The sequence below is a fragment of the Synergistota bacterium genome, assembly GCA_025060595.1.
Classification (GTDB): domain Bacteria; phylum Synergistota; class GBS-1; order GBS-1; family GBS-1; genus 42-11.
On sequence record JANXBX010000011.1, the window covers coordinates 36,434 to 61,698 of the forward strand.

Sequence of the window (25,265 nt, forward strand, 5' to 3'; positions counted from 1 at the left end):
TCTCATTCTGCTATATTAGTAAACTTAGTTCTAATAGCAAACGGCTCGAAAGCCTTACCACCACCAGAGTAAAACTTACTAAAAAACTCTACATATTGCAAACGTGTTGAGTGAACAAAAGCTCCTAAAGCATTCACTAAAAGACTCAACGTATGCCCAATAATCAAGATAAGTAAAGCAACTATAATCCCTATTATGGGAACTTTAGATACCATATTAGCAAGCATATTAACTATCATAGCTATAACTGCACTGCCTAAACTTAAAGCAAGAATCCTACTATAAGAAAGAACATCACTTAAATAACTCATAACTCCATAGAGACTTAAAATACCCTTTATACCTCTTTTAACTACTCTTTTCTCCTCTCTTCCTTGAGTTATAACCAAGAAGACGGCTCCTAAAATAACCAAAACTTGAGATATTTTTAATAAAGAACTAGAAAACCACCCCACCTTAACCCCACCAAAGAAAAGAAGCGAAGACAGAAACCAAAGCCATCCTATTTGATCAAATAACGCATCTTTTATCTTGCCTTGCTTTATATTTATATATGCCTTGAGTATTAACCCTAAGAAAATATGTATTACACCCAGAGCTAAAGACATTCCCAGAAACTTCATAGGATCTTCAAGAGGATCTATAACTTTAAACCTATCCAAAACAGATCCCAATCCCTTCAGCCACAATAGTTGATTAAAAAGACCATTAAACCATGCTCCTTGAAGGGCACCAAATATAATGGTTGAAATACTTCCTAAAAATAGAAGGTTTCCAAATTTTTTCGCATTTAAAGGAATCCTTTCACCGTACTTTAACAAAAACCAACCTATTAACAAGGCCATTATGAGCCCATATCCAGCATCAGAAAGACAGAGGCCAAAGAAAACAAAGAAAAAAGGTGCAACATACGGAGTCGGATCTATATCTCTACCGTATTGGGGAAGCCCATAAAGGGTAGTTAATACCTCAAAAGGCTTAACTACTGAGCAATTTTCTATCACTACAGGAACCTCTTCCTCCGGAGAAGGCTCTTCAAGAGCGTAAGCTACGACTCCCTGGTATTCCTTAAAAAGCTTTTCCACTTTTTCCTTGTCCTTTTTCCTTATCCATCCTTCAAACATAAAAACCTTAGAAGTAGTTAAAAAACTTGCATTTACCTTATGCTTAAGAAAAGCTATAGAAAGGTAATCATATATGACCTTAAGATCATTAATAAAGGCAGAATAACTCTTAAGCCTATTAATTATAGATTCTTTCTCTTTATCTAACTCTATGAGTTCCCTATCTATTCCCTTAACAACATCCTTCGGCAATCCCTTTCTTTTAGGCAAAGTAATTGCACTAAATGTATAATTTCTAAGTATCAATTGAAGCTTCTCATTTTCTTCTTTTAGATAAACCAGAGCAAAAGATTTCTCCTGAGGAGAAGAAGGAAGATAAAAAATATTCCATAAAGAGAGATTATTCTTCAAACTTTCAATAAACTTATCAAACTCTTCTAATTTTAAGGAACCAATAACTCCTGCCGTTTTTAACGTTCCTTCGTCAAAAAACTCCAAAGGGATCTCCAACTCTTTCCACTGCTCTAAAAGCTTTCTATCAGAAATGAGTTGTGTTTGTTTGTTCTTCAACTCAACAAGTTTTCTTTCGAGATTCCTTATCTCCTCAACAATCTCTTTATAGTTAACCTTTTTAACCCTTTCTTCAAACTCGTCGACTGAAAGAGAAATCTTTTCCACAAGTATTGAATCTACTAAACCCTTTCGATTCTCATTAACATTCCCAAGAAACTCTATAGCTAACCTAAGGTCGTTCAAAAAACTCTCCATTTCAGATAAAGTTTTACCATCACTATCTCTACTTACGCCAAAACTTTGAATCTTATCTCCTAACACAGCTGGAAGATCCACAAACTCGATAACTCCTAATCTCATAAGAGCATCTACTATTTTGTCTCTAATAGATTTATGCGATATGACTTTGAGTTTCAACATTTCATTAACCGCCATACTTAATCAACACCTCTTTTAATAAAAACTCCGCCACCTTTTCAACTTTATCCCTATAATTATTCTTGAATTTCTCTGCCTCTTTCTCACCCTTTTGAATAATTTCCATAAGAAGTCTTTCTCCTTCTTCTTTCCCTTCTTCAACAGCCTTTCTCCTTATCCTTACAGCTTCTCTCCTCCCTTCCGCAAGCATTTCAGAAACTTTCATGCTCGCTTCCTCCATAAGCTCTCTCGCCTTCCTTTTCGCTTCCTTAACTATTTCATCTGCTTCCATCTCTATCCTTTTTATTTCTTCTATAATGTTTTCTTCCACTTATATCACCTCCAAAGCTTTTACTTTGATATTCTAATTGCCAAGCCACACTGTGTCAAGTCATACAAAAGATAACAAACTATATTTCCATAGCCTCTACCACTAATCTCAAAAACTCTTTCAGCTCTCCCGTTTTCGGTCTAAGATGCAGATATAATCTATTCGTAGATGGAACCAAAGCCAAATGTTTTATAATTTTTAAATCACCCCTATATTTTCTGATCAACCTTAAAACCTTATCCAAAACCATCTCATTTTCACAAAAAGTACTAAAGTTAACCCCAGACAAAGAAATCCGTTTCTCCCGAAGCTCTCTCGCTCTTCTAATTTTCGGTCTAAACCAAAAGGCTCCTTCTCTTATAACGTGCACCTCACTTTCTACTTTCTTCCCACGAGGTGTTAGTAAAAAGAAAACCCTATCCCCTCTAAATAAAAGCAATGATATCGGCAAATAAAGAAGACTATGCCTTGGAGACAGAATGAGAGAAACCTCTAAAACAGAAAAAAGTTTATTCTCAATCTTATACCCAGCTTTAAAACCAACATAACCACCTATCCATGTATAATCCTTATCTTTTATCCTCAAAACAGACTCTATTTCTTCCAAATAGCTTTTCATCAATATAAGATTTAACTTTCTACCCTTAAAAAACTGCAAAGTAAGAACAGCAGAAAAAATGATTAAGATCAAAATTAAATCAGACAAGCAAGGCAAACCTCCTTAAGTTTTTCCAATCCTCTCGGACTTTCATCAGTATAAGGTATAACTTTAATCTCGTATTTTGCAAAACTTGTGATAATTTTATCCATAACCTCTTTCTGCTTTAAAATTTTATCAGGCATGTATTTGTTCACTACTATTTTTTCTATATGCATACCAAATCTTTCCAGAAAGTGAACTATCCTCTCCGTTTCAATCAGTGGAACTTCCTCAGCATTCAAAATAGGTATGTACGTAACCTCTTCACTTCTGAGTTTCTTCTCCAAAACAAGACATTCTTCTTTTATCTTTATTAACTCCCTCATCACATCATCGTCTTCCTCTCTAGAGGGAAGCGATTGTGGACTCTTACCTTTAACTCGCTCTATAATTCCCCGCCTATCTAGTATAAGCCTCCTTATTTTTATTAACTCATCTACCCATATAGATGACACAGAAGGCAAGCTTAAAACTCTTAAGGTGTGTCCCGTAGGAGCCGTGTCAAACAGTACAAAGTCAAACTCATTAGAAAAAACATACTTTTTGATTGATTCAAGAGTAGCTTGTTCCTCCATACCCGGAGAAAACCTAAGAACATTAAAATAACTATCCATATTGAGAACAGATAAATATCTATAAGTCATCTTCAAGCTAGAAGCTATCTTATTTAAATAGGAGGAAATTTCTCTATCTATATCTACCTCTCTTGCAAAAAGGTTTTCACCTACTTGAGAGACCTTGTCTGATAGTTTAATTCCCAATATATCCCCCAGGTTATGTGCAGGATCAAGAGATACTATAAGAGTTTTATATCCTTGCGTAGAAAGATAAACGGCATATGACGCAGCAACACTTGTCTTACCAACCCCGCCTTTACCTACGAAAAATTTTACCCTCATGCTTCAAAATACCCCGCTATTCTTCCAAAAGCATCATCAAGATTAAGAGTCATCGACGTCATTATTCTTAACTCATGCTCTAAAAAAGGAAGAAGCCTTAAAGATAAAGTGGTTGGGGGACTAGGCATACCCACAAGTCCCCCAACCACCAAAAGAGCAAAGAGATTCTCATACTCTGCGCACTCAAGCTCTATCAAGCTAATCGCATTTTCCTTAAGCCCCTGCGAAAATCCTTTTAAAAAATCTATTATATGCTTAATAACCATTATTAAGTAGTTGGCTCAAAGAGTTGCGACCCTCTTTTCAAAGCCTTGGAAAAGTCATAAAGCAACCAGAAGTTAAGTATAAGCATTACTACTATCATTCCACCGATAGTATACTTAGCAATCCCAGCCTGTGCAGGAACAACAGCCACTAAATACCAGAATAATGCTACTGTAACAGTAAGCCATAAGAACATTGCAGGAATTATTGCAGCCCATTTATAACCTGCTGAAGCTTTCTGAACATTTGTTACCCAAACAGCAACCGTTAATAAAGCTATAGAAGCAAGAAGCTGATTAGCACCTGCAAAAGCAGGCCAAAGCAAGCTTAAAGCTCCTCCCCATGCAAGACCAACTCCAAATATAGCTGCTATAAGAGAGCCAACCCATCTATTAGCTATGAAAGCATATAAACCAGGTGAAGATTCACGGAGAGGTTCGAATATTTCAGCCCAAGCAAAACGTGCCAATCTGTTAGTGGTATCAAGGGTCGTTAGTACAAAACAGGAAACCCAAAGACCAGCAAAAGTTCTTCCTATTTTAAATGGGATACCCAAGATGCTTTCAAGTCCCTTAGCATAACCAAAGTAGAATGGACCCAATGGCCCACCCACAGCACCAGCAGATTTTAGATAATTTTGCCCAAGATAAGTTCCACCGGCTTTTAACATATTTAAATTAATGTTCATCTGGGTTAACTTATCAGCAGCTCCCTCCAAAGCAGATAAACCAAAAACAGCAACGGAAATAATAACTATTGTTGAAAGGAAGCCCTCTGTAAACATAGAACCATAACCAACCAAAAGCCCACTAAGTTCACTATCGAGCTGCTTAGAAGAAGTTCCTGAAGCAACAAGAGAATGAAAACCTGACAAAGCTCCACATGCAATGACTAATGGAACCGTGGGCCAGAAGGGGGATGGCTTTCCACCAACAATATTAGGACTGAAGGTAGTATAAGCAGGGAAGTTAAATCCTTTCGCAAGAAAGAGAAAAGATATGCCACCTAATATCAAACCAACCCAGAGTATATAAGCATTAAGATAATCACGCGGTTGGAGCAATATCCATACTGGCAAGGCTGCAGCAAAAACGATGTAAATAAAAGTAAGAACATACCACGTTTGAGTCGAAAGCTTTATAGGAAAAACATAACCTAACCATATAGATAAAGCAACTAAAATAAGACCTATTACAGTTCCACCTTTCATTCCCCAACTTGTTCTATACATTATGTACCCAGAAATCACAGCCGCTATTATGAACCCTATTGAAGCGGTTGGAACAGATGGATCAGCTACAAAGGTTTGAGCCAAAGTGACAGTAAAAGCAGCTACCACAAGAATAAGTGCAAAATAAACAAACAACTCAAAGATGTAAGATGTTCTCTTACTCATAATCTTACCTGCGACATACTGAATAGATTTTCCTTCATACCTTACAGAAGCCATCAAAGACAGATAATCATGAATGCTCCCGATAAAGATATTACCAAGCCAAACCCACATTAAAGATGGAAGCCAACCCCATGCCATCGCCATAGCAGGACCTAATATAGGCCCAGCACCAGCTATAGAGGCAAAATGATGTCCATAAAGAACAAAGGGATGAGCAGGATAATAATCCACACCATCCTTCAAAGCTACTGCTGGAGTTGGCCTGTTGGGATCAGCTTTAACTACATTTTTCTCAAGCCTTTTACCATAAGTAAAGTAAGCTACAAGATAAATTGCCGCTGCTATTAATACTATTAAACTCGACACAAAAACCACCTCCTTTTAAAGTGTTAGAAACAATCCCGGTTACATATTATATCACAAACCTATTAAGTTTCGCACATGCTTGCTTAATAACCTCATAGCAAAGTCTCTTTACTTTTTAAGTAATTTTCAATAACTACTCTAAGCTTTGCAGGACTAAAGGGCTTAAAAAGAATGTCTTTAACCCCTAAAGCTTTCAATTCACCGACTATAGTTTTCTCGCTAAGAGCAGTTAATCCTATCACTAAAACATTTCTGTAAACGCCAAGTTCATTAAACTTTTTCATAAAAGATATACCATCCATATCAGGCATCATAACATCCAAAAGAATGATGTCTGGCTTATATTTTTTTAATAGAGCAAATGCCTCTTCTCCATTCGAAGCTTCAAGAATATCCAAATTTCTTCCAGCTAATGACTGTTTTACTAAATCCCTAACTAAAGGTGAGTCATCAATTATAAGGATACTTCTCCCAGCCATACCTACTTCTCCTTAAAAAGAGAAAGATGAAGGATACTCTCCTCTACAATCAAAACCTTTCCTAAAAGTTCGCTACTTTCTCCAAATCTTATTTCCTTACTAACACTACTCGGTGTAAAATAATCTTTGAACCCTGATATTAGGGTAGACTTGATAAAGCTTTTAATCCTCTTAACCGAAAGGTTAACACGACCTTTACCTACAAAACCTTCTATTAAATAACTTCTTAAAAGCTTTTTCAAAAATCTAGATAAGATTCGCCTACTACCAAAAAGATCCACAGCTATAAGTGCTGGTGTTTCAATAACAAATCCGGAGATTTCCTCTCCAAGATCTTTCATTTCTTCTATATAACTTTCTATTTCATTTTTCAAATTATTATAAGCATCATGAAAGGAGAAAGTTTTAGAGGAAACCTTTAAAGTCGTTAACGTTTTATTTATTGAATTCCAGAGAGAGCGCTGATCAGACTTATAACCTTTACCTTCAGACAACGATCTAGTCACCCCTTCACATAAAACCTTTCTTAAAGAAGGAGTAAGTAATGTTGTTCCAGGACTAAAAACTTTTCCTCCACCCCATCTCCTTTGCTCTATACAAGAAACAGGTATTTCGAAAGCCTCCGCTCCCTCAAGCCACAATGATGTATTAACTACCCTATCTTGCTGAGCTCCTAATAACTCTTCTCCATCAAGAATGAAAAAGGGAGTGTTAGATAAGCTTCTAAACATAACACTATCTATGTTAGGAGCATCAAGCTCAGATATAGAAAAACCACCATCTTCTAACGTGAGAAACTCTCTTGAAAATCCCTCTTCTGGAGCTTGAAGGGGATAGATAACCACATTTCTTAAAAACATCGGCTCTCTTACTTCCAAATTATTCCAAAAATCCCTCAATTTCTCATATTTCACCAAGGTATGCTCTCCTCACTCTGTCATCGTTAATGAGCTCTTCTCCACGCCCCTCTATAACTATCCTACCCGTTTCTAAGACATACCCATAATGAGCTATTTTCAATGCAGCCCTAGCGTTCTGTTCTATCAGGAGTATTGTTTTCCCTTCCTCATTTATTCTCCTTATCACTCTAAAAACTTCCCTAACAAGAAGAGGAGCTAACCCTAAAGAAGGTTCATCCATCATAAGAAGCTGGGGTTTACTCATTAAAGCTCTTCCCAAGGCTAACATTTGTTGCTCGCCGCCTGAAAGCGTCCCTGCCTTCTGGTTCTTTCTTTCCTCAAGACGAGGAAACAGACTGAAAACCCAACTCAAGTCTTCCCTAATACCATCCTCGTCGGTCCTATAATAAGCCCCCATAAGAAGGTTTTCTAGAACTGTAAGGTTAGGAAATATCCTCCTCCCCTCAGGAACCATAGCAACCCCCTTTTGAATTATTTCATGAGTAGGTTTTCCAAGAATTGCCTCTCCATTTAGGCTAATGGAACCCTTAGCATCCACAAGACCACATATCGCTCTTAAGGTTGTAGTTTTCCCAGCCCCATTAGCACCTATAAGGGTAACAATTTTCCCTTGAGGAACTTCTAAACTTATACCCTTAAGAGCATGGATACCACCATAATAAACATGAAGATTCTCAATCTTAAGCATCTATTTTTCATCCTCCCCAAGATAAGCTTCTATAACCTTAGGATCTTTCTGAATAACCTCTGGGGGCCCTTCAGCTATGCTAATACCGTGGTCCATAACTCTTATTCTTTCACATATTCCCATGACAACCTTCATATCATGTTCTATAAGAAATATGGTAACACCAAATTCGTCACGAACCATTTTAATAAAATCCATTAGATCTTGAGTTTCGCTAGGATTCATACCAGCCGCAGGTTCATCAAGAAGAAGAAGTTTAGGATGAGTAGCAAGAGCTCTAGCTATTTCAAGCCTTCTTTGCTGACCATAAGGTAATCCTCCTGCAATGAAATCCTCATATTTTATAAGTCCAAGTTTAGATAAAAGCTCTCGAGCTTCTCTCCTCAATCTTTCTTCCTCTTTGACATGACGAGGCAGTCTAAAAACTGATTCAAATAGGCTTGACCTCATCTGACAGTGATAAGAAACCATAACATTATCAAGAACAGTTAGCTCCTTGAATAGCCTTATGTTTTGAAAAGTCCTAGCCACACCCTTTGATACTATGAGATTAGTAGGTTTTCCTGTTATATCTTCACCATCAAAATATATTTTACCGACTACAGGAGTATAAATGCCTGTAATTAAGTTAAAAACGGTAGTCTTACCAGCCCCATTAGGTCCTATGAGCCCCACAAGTTCTCCCTCCATAATCTCTATGCTAAAATCATTTACAGCTCTCAACCCACCAAAATCCATCGTTACTCCATCAAGCTTAAGAAGAACCTTCAACTTCTTCCACCTCCTTAAGAGGATATAAGCGGTTAAGTATAAAGTCCCACGAAATCTCCTTTCTCCCCAACAATCCCCTCTGCCAATAAAGCATGACTATTATCAGCAAAACCGAAAACACTACCATTCTCATGCCAGGTATACCAGGAATATGTATAGGACCTATATTTATAGGGCTCTCTACAGCTCTTAATAGCTCTGACAAAACCACAAATATAATTGAGGCTATAGCAGCCCCTGTAAAGCTTCCTAATCCTCCAAGTACCACAATTATAAGAAGATTAAAGGTAAAAAAGAAAGAAAAAAGCTTTGGATCTATAGTTCCTAGAAGAGATGCTAAAAGCCCACCACCAACACCTAAAAAGAATCCTGAAATTGTTAAAGCAAGAAGCTTATGTCTTTTAACATCTATACCTACTCCTTCGGCAGCTATCTCATCTTCCCTTATAGATTCAAAAGCCCTTCCATAAGTTGAGCTTCTTAAAAGCCTCATAAAGAAATACGTTAATAGAGCACATCCCCATGTCCAATAAAGATTGACATACCTTGGAATATCCTTTAATCCTAAAGCTCCATTAGTTATAGGAACCAAGTTATTGGCTAAAACTACCACCATTTCTCCAAAACCTAAAGTAACTATAGCAAGATAATCTCCCTTTAACTTGAAAGATGGGATACCAAGTAAATAAGCAGCTGCAGCGCTAAGAATTCCCGCAGCAATAAGGGATGGAAAAAGAGGCCAACAAATCGAATTAAGAGGCCATATTAAGGGTTCTATTATATAGGAGATCGCCTTTTTATCTATAGGCATTGTAAGAAGAGCAACTGTATAAGCACCTAAGGCTATAAAGGCATTTGGACCAAGCATAAATTGTCCCAATATTCCATTTACAAGATTATAAGCCATAGCTAAGACCATATAAACAGCCGAAACGTTTAAGATTCTCACAGTATATGGGTCAAGAACGTCTTCAGCAAAAGAAAGAAAAACCAAAAAAATCCCGATCAGTATAACGTTTAAAAACAAACGAATTTTTTCCCTCTTTCTAATAAGAGCTTCCCTGTCAATTGCTATCATTTCAACATCACACCTTTTCTCTCAGCGTTTCTCCTAAAAGTCCTGTCGGTTTAAAAAGAAGTACCGCTACTAATATGCTAAAGGCAATTGCATCTCTATAACCTGCAATACTTGGCATAAAAGCAACTATCAAAATCTCGATCATCCCAAGAAGGAAACCCCCCAACATGGCTCCAAAGATATTTCCTATACCACCAAAAACTGCTGCTATAAAAGCCTTCAAGCCTGGCATTATACCCATGTATGGATTAATTTGAGGAAATTTTATAGCCCACATTATACCTCCTGCAGCAGCAAGGGCAGATCCTACAGCAAAAGTGAAAGATATAACTTTATCCACATCCACGCCCATGAGGCTCGTGGTTTCTATGTCAGTTGCTACCGCTCTCATCGCCATACCTATCTTAGTCCTATAGACTAAGTATATTAACCCCAAGAGGAGCAACCCAGTCATGAGCGGAATTAAAAGCGTAAAAGATATCATATACACTCCACCAACATTTATCCCTATATCAAGAATCGCCGGTCTAGGAAAAGCCCTGGGCCGACCACCAAATATAACAAGTCCAAGACTTTCTAATAGAAAAGAAACCCCTATAGCTGTTATCAAAGCGGAAATTCTTGGAGCTCTCCTTAAAGGCTTATAAGCCCCAAGGTATATGGATACTCCTAAAAGACTCGTTAAAGATACAGCTAAGATCCAAGATATCTGCCATGGTAAGTGAAACATAAGTACACCAAAATAGGCTAAGTAGCAGCCTATCATCATAATATCCCCATGCGCAAAGTTTATAAGTCTTATTATCCCATAAACCATAGTATAACCTATTGCTACAAGAGCATACAAACTTCCTAAGGATAAACCATTAGCTAGTTGTTGAAATAAATCGATAATCCCCAACCTTTAAACCAACCCCCTTTCACCTAAAGAAATAAAAGAGGACCGGTGGCTCTCTTTTAGAGAGACCACCGGTTCAAAAACAAGTTTTAATAGCTCTTTCTAATTAACCTAAGGTTTAACTATGCCAACATAGGCAAATTTGCCATCCTTAACTGTTTGAATTACAACAGGTCTTATAGCGTTATGATTCTCATCAAAACCAAACTCTCCCATAAGGCCAGTAAAGTTTTTAATGCCCTCTAAGGCGTCTCTTATCTTCTTGGGATCGGCTTCCCCAGCTTTATTAATGGCATGAGCTAATACAAAATAGGCCTCAGCAGCTAAAGCTGCAAAAGAGTCCGTATCTCTGCCAAACCTTTTACGATAACTCTCTACAAACTTTTTACCTATATCAGTTGCTACAGCACTTTGATCGTAAAAGTTAGTAAAGTATATTCCTTCAACAGCTTTACCCCCTATCTGTATCAATTCCGGAGCATAAGAACCATCAGCAGAGAAGACAATAGACTTAACTCCTAACTCACGAGCCTGTTTAGTAAAGAGAGCTATCTCAGAATAATACCCAGGGATATATATCATGTCCGGCTCCTTGGCCTTAACAGCTGTAACCTGAGCTGTAAAATCTTGATCTCCCGTTCTATACTGAGCTTTTGCAACTATCTCTCCACCAAGTTTTTTAAAATTCTCCTCGAAGAAGTTAGCTAAACCGACACAGTAATCCTGCTGAACATCGATAACTAAAGCAACTTTGCGAACCTTCAAAGTCTCATATGCATACTTTGCAGCAATTTGCCCCTGGAAAGGATCTATAAAACATACTCGGAAAATATACTTTTTACCCTGCGTAACTAAAGGATTAGTAGCAGTTGGAGAAATCATAGGAACACCATATTGCTCAGCCACAGCCCCTCCAGACATTGTAACAGAACTAATAGCTTCACCAATGATGGCACAAACCTTTTCAAGCTTTATAAGCCTCTCAACCGCATTAGCTCCCTCAACCTTATCTCCTTTACTATCTACCAAGACAAGTTCAACTTCCTTACCCAATATTGTAGGAACCAGCTCCTTAGCCACCTGTATACCAGCCCACTCCATCTGCCCATAAGCTGCTACAGGACCAGTCATAGGTAGAACTACACCGATACGAATCTTATCGGTAGCCCAAGCTACAGAGAAAGAAGAAAAAATCACGCCCACAATAACTAATAACCACAGTCGCTTCAAAAAAAATCCCTCCCTTCGTTAAGTGTTTTAAAAAATTCTACCTAGTTGACTTTTCAAAGTCAAGGGTTCTAAAAGCTCTTTCGAAAAAAATCCTATTTTAGAATAGCAAGCTTTTTAATTAAGAACACAAAAAAACATTTATTATTAAAACATAAAAATACTCGTTACAGTCACAAGTATCGGTTTGTGACACATAACTTTAAAAACACATTGCATTACCCCATTTGTAAACATCTAGCCCTTATTCTTCGATGAACTAGAAGTTCCTAAAAGATATCTTAGAGCCCACCTTCAAGAGACCCATGAGTTTAAATTTTCATGGTATAATTGCAATTGAGGTCTTCGAAACCCTAAAAGGGAGGGATTTAAATGAGAAGGATATCAATGTATGCCACAATACTTGTAGCAGTTATCGTAATAATGTTAACACCATTTTCTATGGCTAAAGAAAAGAGCCCTGCAGTTTCAGAACATGAGAAAGCACTCTCCCGTTGGGAAAAAACTATTATGGATCCTTCCTCAAGAGTTATAGTAAAAGTAACTTATTACTCTATGGAGCTTATAAGAGCAATAGTTGCTTATGAGGCAGAAAAAAACTTGTGGACTAAGGATGAAGAAGAAAATTTCAAATACAGACTGCTTGAAAACCTTAAGTTTGCCGATTGCTTACCATTCAAAATAGAAATAACAAACAATGGTCCAGCCATGCATATGGGACCATTTGATAAAAAAATAAAACTAGTTATAGATAACAAGACTTATTCACCCATAGATTATGACAAGGTGTTTAACTTTAAACTCATCGGCTCAAGAGATGGTATGGTCTTCTTTCCCAGGAGAGACGAAAAAACAGGAAAAGAAATAATAACTCCTAACACGAAGATGTTAACATTGGTAATCTCAAAGGAAATAAGCCCATTGACAGATGAAAAAGGATTTGACTTCATTTTCAGGTGGGAAAATCCTTACGAGAAAATACCTATAGGAGAATACACTGTTGGAGAAGCTAAAATCGAGCTTGAAAGGCTCTATAGAAGAGTAGAATTACTCGAAGAAAAGAAGAAGGATCTCTTAAAACAAATACAAGAGATAGAAAAAGAAGTAGAGAGTATAAAAGCGAGAATAGCGGAGCTTGAGAAGATAATCTATAAAAAGTAGGATCACCAAAAGAAATACCCAGTAGTAACCTACCTTGACAAATAAGGTTTTAGAAGAACCTTTAGACATTTCTCCAAAAAGAGTTGATTGAGTAAAGGGAAGGGTTTCTTTAACCCTTCCTTTTTGAGATGCTAGGAAAGATGGTCCCGAGTTACTCGAAAATACAAGGTATAGTCCTGTTTCTAAAGCCCTTATAATAGCATTAGCTTTAAGAATATTAGCTAAAGGATCATCAACTATGCTAACAAAAAAGTTAGCCCCTTTATTAGCCAGCTTTCGCAAAAGAAAAGAATGCCCCACATCTAGGCCTCTAACAACAGCAAAGCTAAAGTTTTCCGTTTCAATTAAATTACTTTCCAAACTCTGTGCCGTATAAGAGCTTAAAAGATTTTCTTTTCTAGGCAATATAAAGAGAGCCTTTAATGATCTTTTTTCTTCTCCATCTGAGGAAAAAACCGATATATTATCATCACCAAAACCAACAATAACGTAGCAACGGTATTCTTCAGCAAAGTTAGAAATATAATCATTAAGAGAAACACCAGATGACCTAGGATTAATGTAAGAAAGAGGCCAAACTATTATATCTAGACTTCTCTGATGAAAAAGAAGCCCTGAAAGCCTAAAGCTCCTAGATAAAGCAGCTGTAAAAGAATAAGCCTGCTCCCTACCAATATAAGGCTGAACAAGACCAACCTTTATATTCATACCGCTTTCATATTCTGGTTGAGGGAGAAAACTAAGAGAAATAAGAACAGAAAACACGAAACTTAAAGAAACAATCCTTTTTAAAACTATTAAACGATGTAATATCCCACCAACCACCAATATAATAAAAGAGAGCCCCCAAACTCCTAAAATGGAAGCAATAAAAGACAAAGGATGAGAATATAAAACGATACCCAAGGAAAGCCATGGAGTAGAAAGATGCTTTAAAAAGTGAAAAGGTATTCCTAAAAAGCCCCTATCCTGTAAAAACTCAAAAAAAACCCACGCACATGGGAGAAAAACATAAAAAGAAGGGGAACATTTACTTCTTAAAATTCTATCAAGAATCAAAGCAAAAATAGCGATCTGAGAAATAGAAGCTATTAAGAAAACAATAAACGTATCAAAGGGTAGATTTAAAAAACCAAAGGTAAAAAAAATTAAACCCCATCCTAAAAGGGCAGATAGTAGGGATCCCTTTTTAAAGTAGACATGGTATATAAAAACAGGGAAAAACCAAATAAGATAATGAAATTCAAGCGGAGGAAAAGATAATATAGTGAAGATACCACCTATAAAGCCTAAAAGAAAACTATACATTTAAAGTAGCTTCTTTAGCCTTCTCAAGAAGAAAATCCAGCCTTTCTAAAGATGGAGCTTGACAGTAAAGCCTTAAAAGCGGCTCAGTACCTGATGGCCTTATTAACAGCCAACTTTCATCAGAAAAGTGTAACTTTAACCCGTCTATATCTTCAACTCTCACAGGATATTCGTTAACCAAACTATATAAAATAGCACCCAATTCTTTTAACTGCCCAAAAGACACCTTCTTATCAAGCTTAAGATCTAACCTTTTATAATAGTAAGGTCCAAAATCAATATAAAGTTCCTTAATAAGCTCTTTTATAGCCTTTTTCTTTTTAGACATCATTTCTAAAATTAACAATGCAGACATAGATCCATCTCTTTCCGGAAGATGCTCTACAAAACCAAATCCACCACTTTCCTCCCCACCTAAAAGCACACCGCCTTGAAGAATATGCTCACATATATGTTTAAATCCTACTGGTGTTATACTATATTCTATACCATATTTTTCAGCCAACTTCTCCGGTTCTCTTCCTAAAGAACAAGTCCATACTACTTTCCCTCTCTTACCTCTATTTTCTATAAGGTGCTTCATGAGGAGTGCAAAAACCTGATGAGGGTTAACAAAATTCCCTTCCTCATCTACCAACCCTATCCTATCTGCATCTCCATCCAGAACTATACCAACATCACCTCTCAACTGAAGAATAGCCCTAGAAAGACCATCAGTATTGGGAGGTATAGGTTCGGGATGCAATCCTCCAAAATAAGGGTTTGTCTCAGCATGGATTTCCTCCACCTCAATGTTTATAGAATCTAACACTCGCGATAGAACCCCCTCACCAGAACCATACATGACATCTACCACTACCTTAAAAGGAAGCCCACTTAAGCTAAAAAGAGAGACTCCTCTTTTTAACCCCTCTATATACTCGTTCTTAAGGTCAACTAAAAACACAGGAGCAGGTTTAGACACTTGTGTCAACCTTGCGTCAAGCATTTTCTCAATAAGAGAAGTTACTTCCGGTAATGCTGGACCACCATACTCTGGCTTCAGTTTTATGCCATTATACTTAGGAGGATTATGACTTGCTGTAATCATCACTCCTAATGAGGCATTCTTTAACAAAACTCCATAAGATACGGCAGGAGTTGGAACAGGTTCCTTTGACAAAAAAACTGGAATACCATACTTAGCAACTTCCTCGGAAAAAGCCATAGCAAATTCATCTGACAAAAATCTCCTATCGTATCCCACTACAATACCCTTATCAGCTCCTCTTAAAGGAACTCCCCATGAATACATTTTAAGTTTCGGTCTTTCTTCAGATAGAAGATAAGCAACTATTCCTCGAGCAACCCTTTTGACATTCTCAAAAGTAAAGTCTAAAGCTATTATACCCCTCCATCCATCAGTCCCGAACTTTATCTCTGTACTCATCTATAAGGCCACCCCTTTTAGAATCAATCTTTCTTCAATATAACAACTCTTTTCTTTCCATTGTAATCATTCCTAATAGATAAATAGGAAAACCCATTAAATAATAATATATCAAGATATTCTTCCTTACCTAACTCAAAAGCCAATATGCCATCTCTTTTTAACAGATCCTTAGCAAGCTCAAACATCCTCCTATAAAAAAGCGTTCCATCTTCTCCACCATTTAAAGCTTCTATAGGTTCATAAAGTAAGACCTCTGGTTCAAGGTTCCATATTTCTGAATACGGTATGTACGGTGGGTTAGAAACTATAGCGTCGAATTTAAACCAACCTCTAAGAGATTCTCCCCAATCACTGTTTAAAAATAAAACTCTATCCTCTACACCTAAAGATTTAGCATTTTCCTTTGCCAGATTAATAGCTATATCTGATATATCAACTCCAACACCTTTAAGCCTTTTATTAATAGCAAGCATTGACAGCAAAATATTTCCGCATCCTATTCCAAGATCCAATATTAACCCCTCATCTACCCACCTTAAAACTTCTTCCACCAGTATTTCTGTTTCAGGTCGGGGTATAAAAACGCCCTTTCTTATTTTAAATCTAAAATCTAGAAAAACAACTTCCCCAAGTATATACTGTATTGGTTCTCTACAACAACGGCGAGCAACCCATATACTATAGTCCTTTTCGTTAGGAAGATCTTCATCGAGATGTAATATTATATCAGCTAAGTTTTTTCTTAAAAAGAGAGTAAGTAAACATTCGCTTTCCTTTCTTGGAGAGTTTATTCCTGCTCTTCTTAAAGCATCTTCAGTCCAGTTCAAAGCTTCTCTTATCTTCATGCTACTACCAGCTTTGACAGTTTTTCCGTTCTATCCGCTACTATAAGAGCATCTATTATTTCATCAAGATCTCCGTCAAGAACCTCTTCCAAATTATAAACTGTTAAACCTATCCTGTGATCTGTTACCCTATTTTGCGGAAAATTATAAGTCCTTATCTTTTCACTTCTTTCACCACTACCAACTTGACTTTTCCTCAAAAACGCTATTTCCGTTTCCTTTTTCTCTCTTTCCATCTCATAAAGTTTTGCCCTTAGAATACTTAACGCTCTTTGTTTGTTTTTATACTGGGATCTTTCATCCTGACAGGATACCACAATTCCAGTTGGAATGTGTGTTATTCTAACTGCTGTATCAGTTTTATTAACATACTGCCCACCCCTACCACTTGCTCTAAAAGTCTCTATTTTGATATCTTCTTCTTTTATCTCCACTTCTACATCTTCCACCTCTGGAAGTACAGCCACAGTAGATGTCGAAGTATGAATCCTTCCGCTTGATTCCGTGACAGGAACTCTTTGAACCCTATGAACACCGCTCTCAAACTTCAACCTGCTATAGGCTCCTTTTCCAACTATTCTAAAAACTATTTCCTTATATCCACCTATACCTGTTTCATTCCTATCCAGAACTTCAACCTCCCATCCCTTTCTCTCAGCATAACGAGCATACATCCTAAAAAGATCAGCAGCAAATAAAGCTGCCTCTTCTCCTCCAGCTCCTGCTCTTATCTCCATTATTATATTCCTATCATCCATGGGATCCTTTGGAAGCAAGGCCGATTTTAACTCTTCCTCTAACTTTACAAGCTCTTCTTCTATCAATTTTATTTCCTCTCTGGCAACTTCCCTTAACTCTTCATCCTCCTCTGCCAAAAGCTTAGTTTCCTCCAACTCCTTGCTTAATTTCTTATACTCCCTAAACCTAGCAACAATACCCTCAAGCTCCGCGTGAGCCTTAGCTACCCTCTGAAACTCCTTAGGATCATGAACTATTTGGGGATCCGCCAACCTCTTAGATAAATTTTCATATTCCTCCTCAAGCTTCTTTAATTTCTCCCACATTGCCCAATGCCTCCTTTAAAGCCGCTATACCAACCTCCACTTGCTCTCTTGATGGCTCACGTGTAGTCAAATATTGAAGCCATAATCCAGGCCCAGCTAAAAATCTTACAATTCTTGATGAGAAGCTCAATTTAAGAACTTCATAAGAGACTCCTGCAACCAAGGGTATAAGAGACAATCTTACGATAAGTCTCCTTACTATTCCTTCCTGCTCAAAAAGAGCAAAGGAAAAAATGCTTATAACTAAAACAAGAAGTATAAAAGAAGTCCCACATCTATAATGAAAACGACTGAATCTTTGAACTACATCAGGGGTAAGATCAGACCGCAAAGTTTCATAAGCATTTATAGTTTTATGCTCAGCCCCATGATAAGAAAAAACACTTCTTATTTCCTTAGAGAAACTTATAACTATAAGATACCCCACAAAAATGATAACTCTTAGGATGCCCTCAAGTAAATTAAGGGAAAGCCTGTCCAGGCCCATTCTCAACTCAACTATACGAGATAAAAAGGTTGGTAAAACTATAAAAAGTCCTATAGCTAAACCTAAAGCTAAAATTATGCTACCAGCCATTTCCCATGAAGATACCTTCTCGTCATTATCTAAAACCTCATCTGCAGAATAACAAAGAGTTTTTATCCCCCAAACTAAAGCATCATACAAAGAAACTACTCCACGCACTATAGGAAATCCAAATATAGAACTTACCTCACTATAAGGTTTCACCTGCCAGCTCTTAACCTTAATCAAACCATCCCGCTTTCTAACAGCAATAGCAACCTTATCTTTGCTTCTTATTACTACTCCTTCTATAACAGCTTGCCCTCCAAGAAAGAAATCCTTAAATGCTTGGAGGATTACCACAAGGTTTTTCCTCAAGACACCTTCCCTCCGTGATACAAGGTGGCCCCGCTTTCTCAAATATGATGGGGGCCACCTTTCTAACCTCAAGAAAAGCAAGATAAGCAAGTTTTCTTATTTCCCACTGAGACTTAGAACACAATCTTAGCCTGAAAAAGTGATGAAGCTCTCTTGCATTCATAGTAAAAATAATTTCACTAGAAACCCCTTGAGGTATGAGAAACCTAGCATCTTCTTTAGGAATACCAAGTTCCACAAGCTTAGCATAAACAACTTTAGCAAACCTGATAACTTCTTCAAATAACTTTAAAGCTTCCTCATTAGCGCTTACTGATGGTGGAATTATTATCTCCATATCACCTGCATTTACCCATCTTAAACTTTGTTGAGAATAACTCGCTATTCTATGCCTTACAAGTTGATGTGTAGTTACACGAGAAACTCCCTCAACACCAAAAGTGAAAGAAGCATGCTCTAAAACGGAATGATGCCCAGATTTTATAACTTTCTTTATTAAAGCTTTTACCTTCTCTTCCTTTGCTTCCTTTTCAAGCTCTTCTATGCTAACTTTAGAATAACAAACTCTTGCCGCAAGATAAACAGTAAAATCAGGATTGGGCGTAAAATTAAGAAGCTTAACCCTCATTCCTAGATTCATACTTCTTAAGGAACTGCTCTACTTTACCAGTAGCCGCCACTACCTTTTGTTTACCGGTATAAAAGGGATGACAATTTGAACACACTTCAACCTTTATAAATTTTTTAGTAGAATGAGTTTTCCAAGTATTACCACACGCGCAAACTACTGTGCACTCTCCATATGAAGGATGAATTCCCTTTTTCATAAAACAACACCTCCTAATATTATTTACCCAATGGGCAATATACCTGAAGATCCTCCAAGATAGCAGATAAAGCCACCACCGTTGGACCATAACATATTACAGGTTTACCAAGATTTAGAATCCTAGATAGGCTTCTATCAAATAGATTTTTCCCTGAAAGAACAAAAACACTCACATCTTCTAATACACCATTTTCTTCAAGAGAGTCTAAAAACTTTACATCAAAACCCTTGCTTAAAGAAGTTAAAAATTTGCTATTAATTCTCCCTGTATAGATCTTTCCTTTACCCCACGTACTTTTTATCATCGAAATAAGCCTTTCTGCACATACTATTTGATCTTCGTATTCACAGTGAATTGTCACATCAACTTTTCCTTGGTATCTATAAAGAGCATTTAGGGCAGCCATAAATATAACTTTATCTTTTAAAGAAGTCGATTCCTTCCAAACAACATCTTTTAACCTGACATTAAAACTTCTAACTCTAATAGAACTAAAGGCCCGTCCTTTATATCCTTTAAAGCTAGCTTCCACAACATAACCTTCATTTAAAGAACCTTCACAACATTCTAAAGGAAAACTGTTAATAAAAACAGGTTCTTTTTCAAGCTCTTCATAATCCTTAATAGCTTTTAAAAAAGATTCCCTTAATATTCTATAGATTCCATCAGGGCTATTTAAAAACCTCCTTCCAATAACTATAGCTGCAAAGTCATCAACCGCTCTATCTGGCACCCTCAATCCCTTAGGAAGAAGTTTAATCAAACCTTTGGGAGGAAACTCAGAAAAATAAAGATTTCGTGCCTCCATTGTGGTATCTGTCTCGCTCACTGTTATTATTTCAACATCCTTTAAAAAGCGAAGCTTATCTATTGCACCCCTTCTTCTACCAACAACAATAAAAGCAGGATTCTCAGCAAGTTTAATCTCAAGCAAAACTCTCTCTAAATCATCTATATCAATAATCCCCTTTTTTATAACCTTCTTCCCTTCAAAAAGCGCATAACCCCATTTCCTACTACCAGAGTCTAAAGCCAAAAACTTCAATTTATTATATACTCCTTTCAACGAGGAATCAAGCTATCCCTCTCAGGCAAAGTTCCAGAAACAAAGGAGAAAGAAGTAGGAAAGACATAAAACCTAACCCAGAGAACATCATCATTTTCTTTTCTAAGATCATCGTGAAATCCAAGTTCCATACTTGTGCATCCACAGGGACAAAGATAATAAACCACTCTGTAATCAATTTCTCGCCATTTACCATCATCAAGATAATACCATGGTTTAACGGAAAAGAACATTCTACTTCCTATGCTTTTAGATATCTCTACTATCAAATCTCTTAAGTTGTCTTTAAGATCATCATAATAAAAATAACTCGTTAGAGATAGGTTTTCTGAAAAGTACTTTACTCCTACAAAATATTTTCTCATTGGATCATAGCTATCAAAATAAAAGGGTGTTTTTCCAAAAACCTTTCTCTCCATATATCCCGTTAACACAGAAAGTTCTTTCAACCTCCATTTTAAAACCCATTGATAGTAAGAAATTTCTCTCTCAAGTTTGTTTTGATAATAATCTTTAAGATAAACAATTTCAAAATCAAATAAAAGGTTTTCCCTTATCTCTTTTTCCAAGTTTAAAGAGCTACCCAAGGTAAGCTTATTCTGACTAATACCTTTTTCTTCATAATCCCCCCATCTAGCAAAAAGAAGCAAAGATCCCAAACAATATTTAGCATAGATCTCAGGAATAGCGGAATATGTCACCCTAATATCCTCATCATCCCTAAGAACCCAATACTTTTTGTCCTTGATGTAAGCTAAAGATAGCTCAAAGTTTTCTTCCTTTTCAACAAATCTTAGTTCTGTTCTCCATTTTGGTTTCCCGTTCCCCCACTCTTCGGATCTCTCTATATCAAGCGAAACTCGAGCCTCCTCTGACAGCCTCATATCCCCCGTAGCTCTACCTACAAAACCGTGTCTCTCAGAATAAATCAAGGTTATGTTAAAAGGAAAACTATCAGAAGAGCCCTCAAAGGCTATACCTCCGTACCATCCAAGAGCCGAGGTAAATCCCACAACAGGAACGAAAAGAAAAAATTTTTCTTCTCTAACGTTAAAGGAATAATCGAAGGGCAAAGGTAAAACTTCAGCTCCCCCAAAATGTAAAACAGGTTTAACCAGTCTAACAGTTCCATCAGGATACAAAATCACCTTGCTTCCAGAAACATAATAGGATGGTTTATAAAGTTTACACGTGGTAAAACTACACTTACTTATAGAAACCTCAACCCCCATCTTTTCTAAACTTTTTGGAGCACTTTTAAAAAAGAAGATCTTCCTGGGAGGAACCTTATCGGTAATATAGAAATCGACTTTCTCCCCTTTAAAATTTATTCCCTTTTCTTCTATCTTGGCTCTTACCAAAAAACCCCTTTTCTCGAAGACATTATAGTAAAGCTCCTTCCCATAAAGAACATAACTATCATGAGCCACCTTAATCTCCTTCCCTAAAGCGCTTTCAGCAAAAATTTCACCCTTCTCAATCAAATAAACAGCTTTATCAGCCCATATCTTAAAATCCCTATGCTTTATGAAAACGCTTCCTTCCCCTACTACTTTAGCTTCCTCAGGGATATAAAGCAAATTAACAGCACCTATTTCCGCTAAAACCTCTTCCGCGTAAGAAGGAGAAACTTCATTCAATATAAAAACTACAACAAGTAACATAAGTATTAACTTCTTAATCTCCATTAGAGCTTATCTCCACCCCTTCTAAAAACATTACAAGTCCTTTATTAAGATATATAACCATTTCATTAGAGCTTCCACTCCAACCTTTAACTCTAAATTTAATTTTGCCATCTGCTCTAACTTCGTTAGTTCTTATGTTCCATAAGAGGTTATTAGACACCCATTCAAGCTTGCCAAACCTCCCCAAAACACCATTGCTAAACACTACTTTAGCCTCATTAAAATCACAATTTCCTTCCCCTCCATGCACATATATAATAGTCTCATCGTTTTCCTTTTTCAATTGTAGAAGAATATTTTCCCCTTTAATAACACTATTAATCTTGGTCATCTTCTTTGCAGATATCGTTAAAACCCTATTCTCGTCAATAATTTCAGAAAAACTCACTTCTTCCATAAAAAGCCTTTCTTTATCCTCAGCATACTTGGAAAGTCTTTTATTACCCACATCTCTTAAAAGCATGAAAAAATAACTTATGATAGCTATTAAAATTATCAGGATTAAAAATAAATTTCTACTTTTTAAAATTTAATCCTCCACCCTTCCCTATCCAAAAGAAGATTAAAAGTGTAGGTTTCTAATATCCTTATAAAACCAAGCTTTAAGGTAGAAACTAAACTAATGCTAGCTTCCCTTTCTTTCTTTTTAGATTGTAAAACTTTATAATCCCCACTTCTGAGCCAATTAGGCATTTTTTCTTCAACCAAATCCTTAAACTGAGAAAGAGAAAACTTGTTACGACTCTCAGAAGAAAGCAAGGAGTACATTTTCTCATAATCTTTAAGTTTCCAAGCCTCTAAATACATTTTAAGAATCTCTAACGGATCCGTTTCTTCAACCTTCTCAACCTTAATTTCCTCCAACTGGGCTCCTCCTAAATCCGTCTTAACCTCTGAAGAAGTATCAAGCTTAGGTTTTTCCTCAGATTTTTTACCCTCTCCCTGCTTAGGAGGCGATGGAGGAGTCTTAACCTTAGGAGGTTCAGAGGGAGCAGGTTTAATATTAGATTTCACCTGCCCTTCAGGTTTAACCACCTTAACTTCTACTTTTTGAGTTTCAACCTTACTCTTAGGATCACTCTCTTTAGACGCTAAAACCTGTTCCCAAGAAAGCTCTTTCTTGCCCTCAACTGCCTTATGTAATTGGGATTCCAAATTCCAGGCGAGAAGTACTTCCCCATCGGGTAATCCCGATATCCTAAGAATTATTTTATTAACATCTTTAGGAATTAGAGGGAAGAAAATCAGGCCCTGGACTTTACCAGTTATCGGAAAATCAAGGTGAGCCTCATAACTTGAAACTCTATATTTTCTACCATTTGAATCCTCTAAAAATACCCTCTCAGAAAGTGGGGAAATGGTTACCGGTTCTTTTCCGAGATTCTCAATAGTAAGTAAAAAGGCAGTATTTTTACCGACTTTAAGAGCGCTTTCAATGCCTTTTCTAAATTCTTCCTTTTCTATTTCATTCCAACCGTTCAACTTAGCATTTAACTCCACCCAAGGCTCTAATATAGAAGGATCATAATAAAGAACATAAATCACACAATTTAATCCCCATCTAAAGGAAACCCATCTATTCATTAAATCTACGAAACTTTTCTTCAAACTGATAATATCACTTACCAATCCACTTTCAGCATAAACATTAGAATTATATGCCACAAATATAAACAAAAACAATGTCAATATAAAAAAGCTATTTAATCTTTTTAGATTCTGGTTTCTCCTTAGTCTTTGATTTTTCCTTATTGTCTGGTTCTTCATCAACCTCAGGTTCTACCTCCTCAACCCTTTTATTTTCTTCCTTCTGAACTTTATCCGTTAATAAACCTTTGATTCTTATATCCTCACTTACCTCAAGGTAAAACTTAGTCCCAGCCGCAATCTTCGCCTCTTCTCCATGAACAAAAGCTCCCGCAACTAAACCAATAGGACCAAAAACCCCCAAACCAACAAAACTTGTAATAGCAGCCCAAGCCCTGCCTTCGACCTCCTTCTTTGTTTCCTCAGCAGCGCGTTCCCCAACATAGACTGGAATCTCTTTCCCAACGAGGCTTTCTACATATTTAAACTTTACATCTATCTTACCAGCTTTGCCAAAAGCTCCAGCCCTCTCAACTTTAATTATCTCACCCACACCTGTAGCTCCTTTAGGCACAACAAGAATACCGTTATATATTAAATCCTCCAAAACTTTTACCTTAACTACATCCCCCGCTTTATTTTGTCTTGAATCCATAGGAGTCAATAGAGAAACTTTAATCAATTGACCTTTAGGAAGATTTACCTCTTCCATCTTTATTTCACCTGTAGAAATACAAATTTTTATTAAATTTTCAACCCTCCAAGCCATAGGTTTGTCTCCTCGTTTTTGCCCTAAAACCATTTCCTCAAGCTTATCTATTCTACTAGCAAGAGGACCGGATATAACTTCTCGCAACACAAACCATTCTAGAGAGGCTATTTTAAAAGCTAAAGGATATTCCCCTTCCACTCCTTCAAACACAAACTCTATAAGTCTTTTCTGTCTTTCTACCACTGTACCCGGTAAAGTCCTACCGAAAAGCATGTTTTCTACTCTATTCAATCTTTCTAAAACCGCTCCGCCTTGAGACTCGCCATAAATAAGAGCCTCCACTTTAACAAGATCTCCTGTAAAGATCTCTTGAGCAAGTCCTGCAGAGGAAAACAAAAAAAATCCCAAAAAAACAAAAACTTCCAAAAGTTTTATCCTTTTCATAATATCCCCTCCCTCTGCTTTATACAAGCCTTTAGAAAATCCCTAAACAAGGGACTAGGTTTATATGGTCGTGATTTAAACTCAGGATGAAATTGAACCCCTACAAACCACGGATGATCCTCAAGCTCTATTATTTCCACAAGCTCGCCGTTAGGAGATACTCCTGCTATCTTAAGTCCTTTGGAAGATAATATTTCCCTATAATGGTTGTTAAATTCGTATCTATGCCTATGT

General features: G+C 36.9%; 27 protein-coding genes. 1 reads left to right on the top strand and 26 read right to left on the bottom strand.

The features are described from left to right. Nucleotides 1-2: 2 nt before the first annotated feature. From NZ900_07760 to NZ900_07820, 13 genes are all read right to left on the bottom strand, one after another. Nucleotides 3-2,012 (bottom strand): V-type ATP synthase subunit I, encoded by a 2,010-nt coding sequence (locus NZ900_07760; GenBank protein ID MCS7233979.1) that lies wholly within the window; start codon nucleotides 2,010-2,012, stop codon nucleotides 3-5. After that, complete coding sequence (locus tag NZ900_07765) at nucleotides 2,002-2,325, bottom strand: hypothetical protein (protein MCS7233980.1); 324 nt, start codon at nucleotides 2,323-2,325, stop codon at nucleotides 2,002-2,004. The genes NZ900_07760 and NZ900_07765 overlap by 11 nt, the downstream gene beginning before the upstream one ends. Nucleotides 2,326-2,404: 79 nt before the next feature. Next, the gene (locus NZ900_07770; GenBank protein ID MCS7233981.1) at nucleotides 2,405-3,031 is read right to left on the bottom strand and encodes a hypothetical protein; all 627 of its coding nucleotides are present in this window, start codon (nucleotides 3,029-3,031) and stop codon (nucleotides 2,405-2,407) included. Continuing rightward, nucleotides 3,019-3,924, bottom strand: a complete 906-nt coding sequence (locus tag NZ900_07775; GenBank protein MCS7233982.1) for an ArsA family ATPase — start codon at nucleotides 3,922-3,924, stop codon at nucleotides 3,019-3,021. The genes NZ900_07770 and NZ900_07775 overlap by 13 nt, the downstream gene beginning before the upstream one ends. After that, nucleotides 3,921-4,190 carry a hypothetical protein gene (locus tag NZ900_07780; protein MCS7233983.1) on the bottom strand — a complete coding sequence of 90 codons (270 nt, stop codon included), beginning with the start codon at nucleotides 4,188-4,190 and terminating at the stop codon, nucleotides 3,921-3,923. Before NZ900_07780 ends, NZ900_07775 begins: the two co-directional genes overlap by 4 nt. Nucleotides 4,191-4,192: 2 nt before the next feature. Further along, complete coding sequence (locus NZ900_07785; GenBank protein MCS7233984.1) at nucleotides 4,193-5,950, bottom strand: carbon starvation protein A; 1,758 nt, start codon at nucleotides 5,948-5,950, stop codon at nucleotides 4,193-4,195. Nucleotides 5,951-6,042: 92 nt separating this feature from the next. Beyond that, complete coding sequence (locus tag NZ900_07790) at nucleotides 6,043-6,429, bottom strand: response regulator (protein MCS7233985.1); 387 nt, start codon at nucleotides 6,427-6,429, stop codon at nucleotides 6,043-6,045. A 2-nt stretch (nucleotides 6,430-6,431) separates the two neighbouring features. Then, the gene (locus NZ900_07795; protein MCS7233986.1) at nucleotides 6,432-7,343 is read right to left on the bottom strand and encodes a hypothetical protein; all 912 of its coding nucleotides are present in this window, start codon (nucleotides 7,341-7,343) and stop codon (nucleotides 6,432-6,434) included. Then, the gene (locus tag NZ900_07800) at nucleotides 7,333-8,037 is read right to left on the bottom strand and encodes an ABC transporter ATP-binding protein (protein ID MCS7233987.1); all 705 of its coding nucleotides are present in this window, start codon (nucleotides 8,035-8,037) and stop codon (nucleotides 7,333-7,335) included. Before NZ900_07800 ends, NZ900_07795 begins: the two co-directional genes overlap by 11 nt. Next, nucleotides 8,038-8,775, bottom strand: coding sequence for an ABC transporter ATP-binding protein (locus NZ900_07805; protein MCS7233988.1), 738 nt, complete (start codon nucleotides 8,773-8,775; stop codon nucleotides 8,038-8,040). A gap of 16 nt (nucleotides 8,776-8,791) precedes the next feature. Then, nucleotides 8,792-9,886, bottom strand: coding sequence for a branched-chain amino acid ABC transporter permease (locus tag NZ900_07810; protein MCS7233989.1), 1,095 nt, complete (start codon nucleotides 9,884-9,886; stop codon nucleotides 8,792-8,794). A 7-nt stretch (nucleotides 9,887-9,893) separates the two neighbouring features. Then, nucleotides 9,894-10,787 carry a branched-chain amino acid ABC transporter permease gene (locus NZ900_07815; GenBank protein ID MCS7233990.1) on the bottom strand — a complete coding sequence of 298 codons (894 nt, stop codon included), beginning with the start codon at nucleotides 10,785-10,787 and terminating at the stop codon, nucleotides 9,894-9,896. 108 nt (nucleotides 10,788-10,895) lie between these two features. Continuing rightward, a complete protein-coding gene (locus NZ900_07820) occupies nucleotides 10,896-12,014 on the bottom strand; it encodes an ABC transporter substrate-binding protein (GenBank protein ID MCS7233991.1) in 1,119 nt (372 codons plus the stop codon). Between the two features lie 369 nt (nucleotides 12,015-12,383). Between NZ900_07820 and NZ900_07825 the strand changes: the two genes are divergently transcribed. Next, the gene (locus tag NZ900_07825) at nucleotides 12,384-13,172 is read left to right on the top strand and encodes a hypothetical protein (GenBank protein MCS7233992.1); all 789 of its coding nucleotides are present in this window, start codon (nucleotides 12,384-12,386) and stop codon (nucleotides 13,170-13,172) included. Here the strand turns inward: NZ900_07825 and NZ900_07830 are convergent. From NZ900_07830 to NZ900_07890, 13 genes are all read right to left on the bottom strand, one after another. Then, nucleotides 13,086-14,480, bottom strand: a complete 1,395-nt coding sequence (locus NZ900_07830; protein ID MCS7233993.1) for a hypothetical protein — start codon at nucleotides 14,478-14,480, stop codon at nucleotides 13,086-13,088. The genes NZ900_07825 and NZ900_07830 overlap by 87 nt on opposite strands. Then, nucleotides 14,473-15,909: a phosphoglucomutase/phosphomannomutase family protein gene (locus tag NZ900_07835; GenBank protein ID MCS7233994.1), complete on the bottom strand. Its 1,437-nt coding sequence runs from the start codon at nucleotides 15,907-15,909 to the stop codon at nucleotides 14,473-14,475. The genes NZ900_07830 and NZ900_07835 overlap by 8 nt, the downstream gene beginning before the upstream one ends. 23 nt (nucleotides 15,910-15,932) lie before the next feature. Next, on the bottom strand, nucleotides 15,933-16,757 hold the full coding sequence (gene prmC / locus NZ900_07840) for a peptide chain release factor N(5)-glutamine methyltransferase (GenBank protein ID MCS7233995.1): 825 nt from the start codon (nucleotides 16,755-16,757) through the stop codon (nucleotides 15,933-15,935). Further along, on the bottom strand, nucleotides 16,754-17,821 hold the full coding sequence (gene prfA, locus NZ900_07845) for a peptide chain release factor 1 (GenBank protein MCS7233996.1): 1,068 nt from the start codon (nucleotides 17,819-17,821) through the stop codon (nucleotides 16,754-16,756). Before prfA ends, prmC begins: the two co-directional genes overlap by 4 nt. Then, on the bottom strand, nucleotides 17,796-18,704 hold the full coding sequence (locus tag NZ900_07850; protein ID MCS7233997.1) for a DUF1385 domain-containing protein: 909 nt from the start codon (nucleotides 18,702-18,704) through the stop codon (nucleotides 17,796-17,798). Before NZ900_07850 ends, prfA begins: the two co-directional genes overlap by 26 nt. Further along, nucleotides 18,667-19,332 (bottom strand): FAD-dependent thymidylate synthase, encoded by a 666-nt coding sequence (gene thyX / locus NZ900_07855; protein ID MCS7233998.1) that lies wholly within the window; start codon nucleotides 19,330-19,332, stop codon nucleotides 18,667-18,669. The genes NZ900_07850 and thyX overlap by 38 nt, the downstream gene beginning before the upstream one ends. Continuing rightward, nucleotides 19,322-19,531, bottom strand: coding sequence for a 50S ribosomal protein L31 (gene rpmE / locus NZ900_07860; GenBank protein ID MCS7233999.1), 210 nt, complete (start codon nucleotides 19,529-19,531; stop codon nucleotides 19,322-19,324). The genes thyX and rpmE overlap by 11 nt, the downstream gene beginning before the upstream one ends. Before the next feature lie 19 nt (nucleotides 19,532-19,550). Then, nucleotides 19,551-20,579, bottom strand: a complete 1,029-nt coding sequence (locus tag NZ900_07865; protein ID MCS7234000.1) for a hypothetical protein — start codon at nucleotides 20,577-20,579, stop codon at nucleotides 19,551-19,553. Nucleotides 20,580-20,596: 17 nt separating this feature from the next. Then, nucleotides 20,597-22,288: a hypothetical protein gene (locus NZ900_07870; protein MCS7234001.1), complete on the bottom strand. Its 1,692-nt coding sequence runs from the start codon at nucleotides 22,286-22,288 to the stop codon at nucleotides 20,597-20,599. Further along, entirely contained in the window at nucleotides 22,278-22,736 is a 459-nt protein-coding gene (locus tag NZ900_07875; protein ID MCS7234002.1) for a hypothetical protein, read from the bottom strand. Before NZ900_07875 ends, NZ900_07870 begins: the two co-directional genes overlap by 11 nt. 74 nt (nucleotides 22,737-22,810) lie before the next feature. Further along, nucleotides 22,811-24,055, bottom strand: coding sequence for a hypothetical protein (locus NZ900_07880; protein ID MCS7234003.1), 1,245 nt, complete (start codon nucleotides 24,053-24,055; stop codon nucleotides 22,811-22,813). Continuing rightward, nucleotides 23,988-25,031, bottom strand: a complete 1,044-nt coding sequence (locus tag NZ900_07885; GenBank protein ID MCS7234004.1) for a hypothetical protein — start codon at nucleotides 25,029-25,031, stop codon at nucleotides 23,988-23,990. Before NZ900_07885 ends, NZ900_07880 begins: the two co-directional genes overlap by 68 nt. Continuing rightward, nucleotides 25,028-25,265: gamma-glutamyl-gamma-aminobutyrate hydrolase family protein (locus NZ900_07890; GenBank protein ID MCS7234005.1), on the bottom strand; the 238-nt coding region annotated here is incomplete at its 5' end. The genes NZ900_07885 and NZ900_07890, both read right to left, overlap by 4 nt.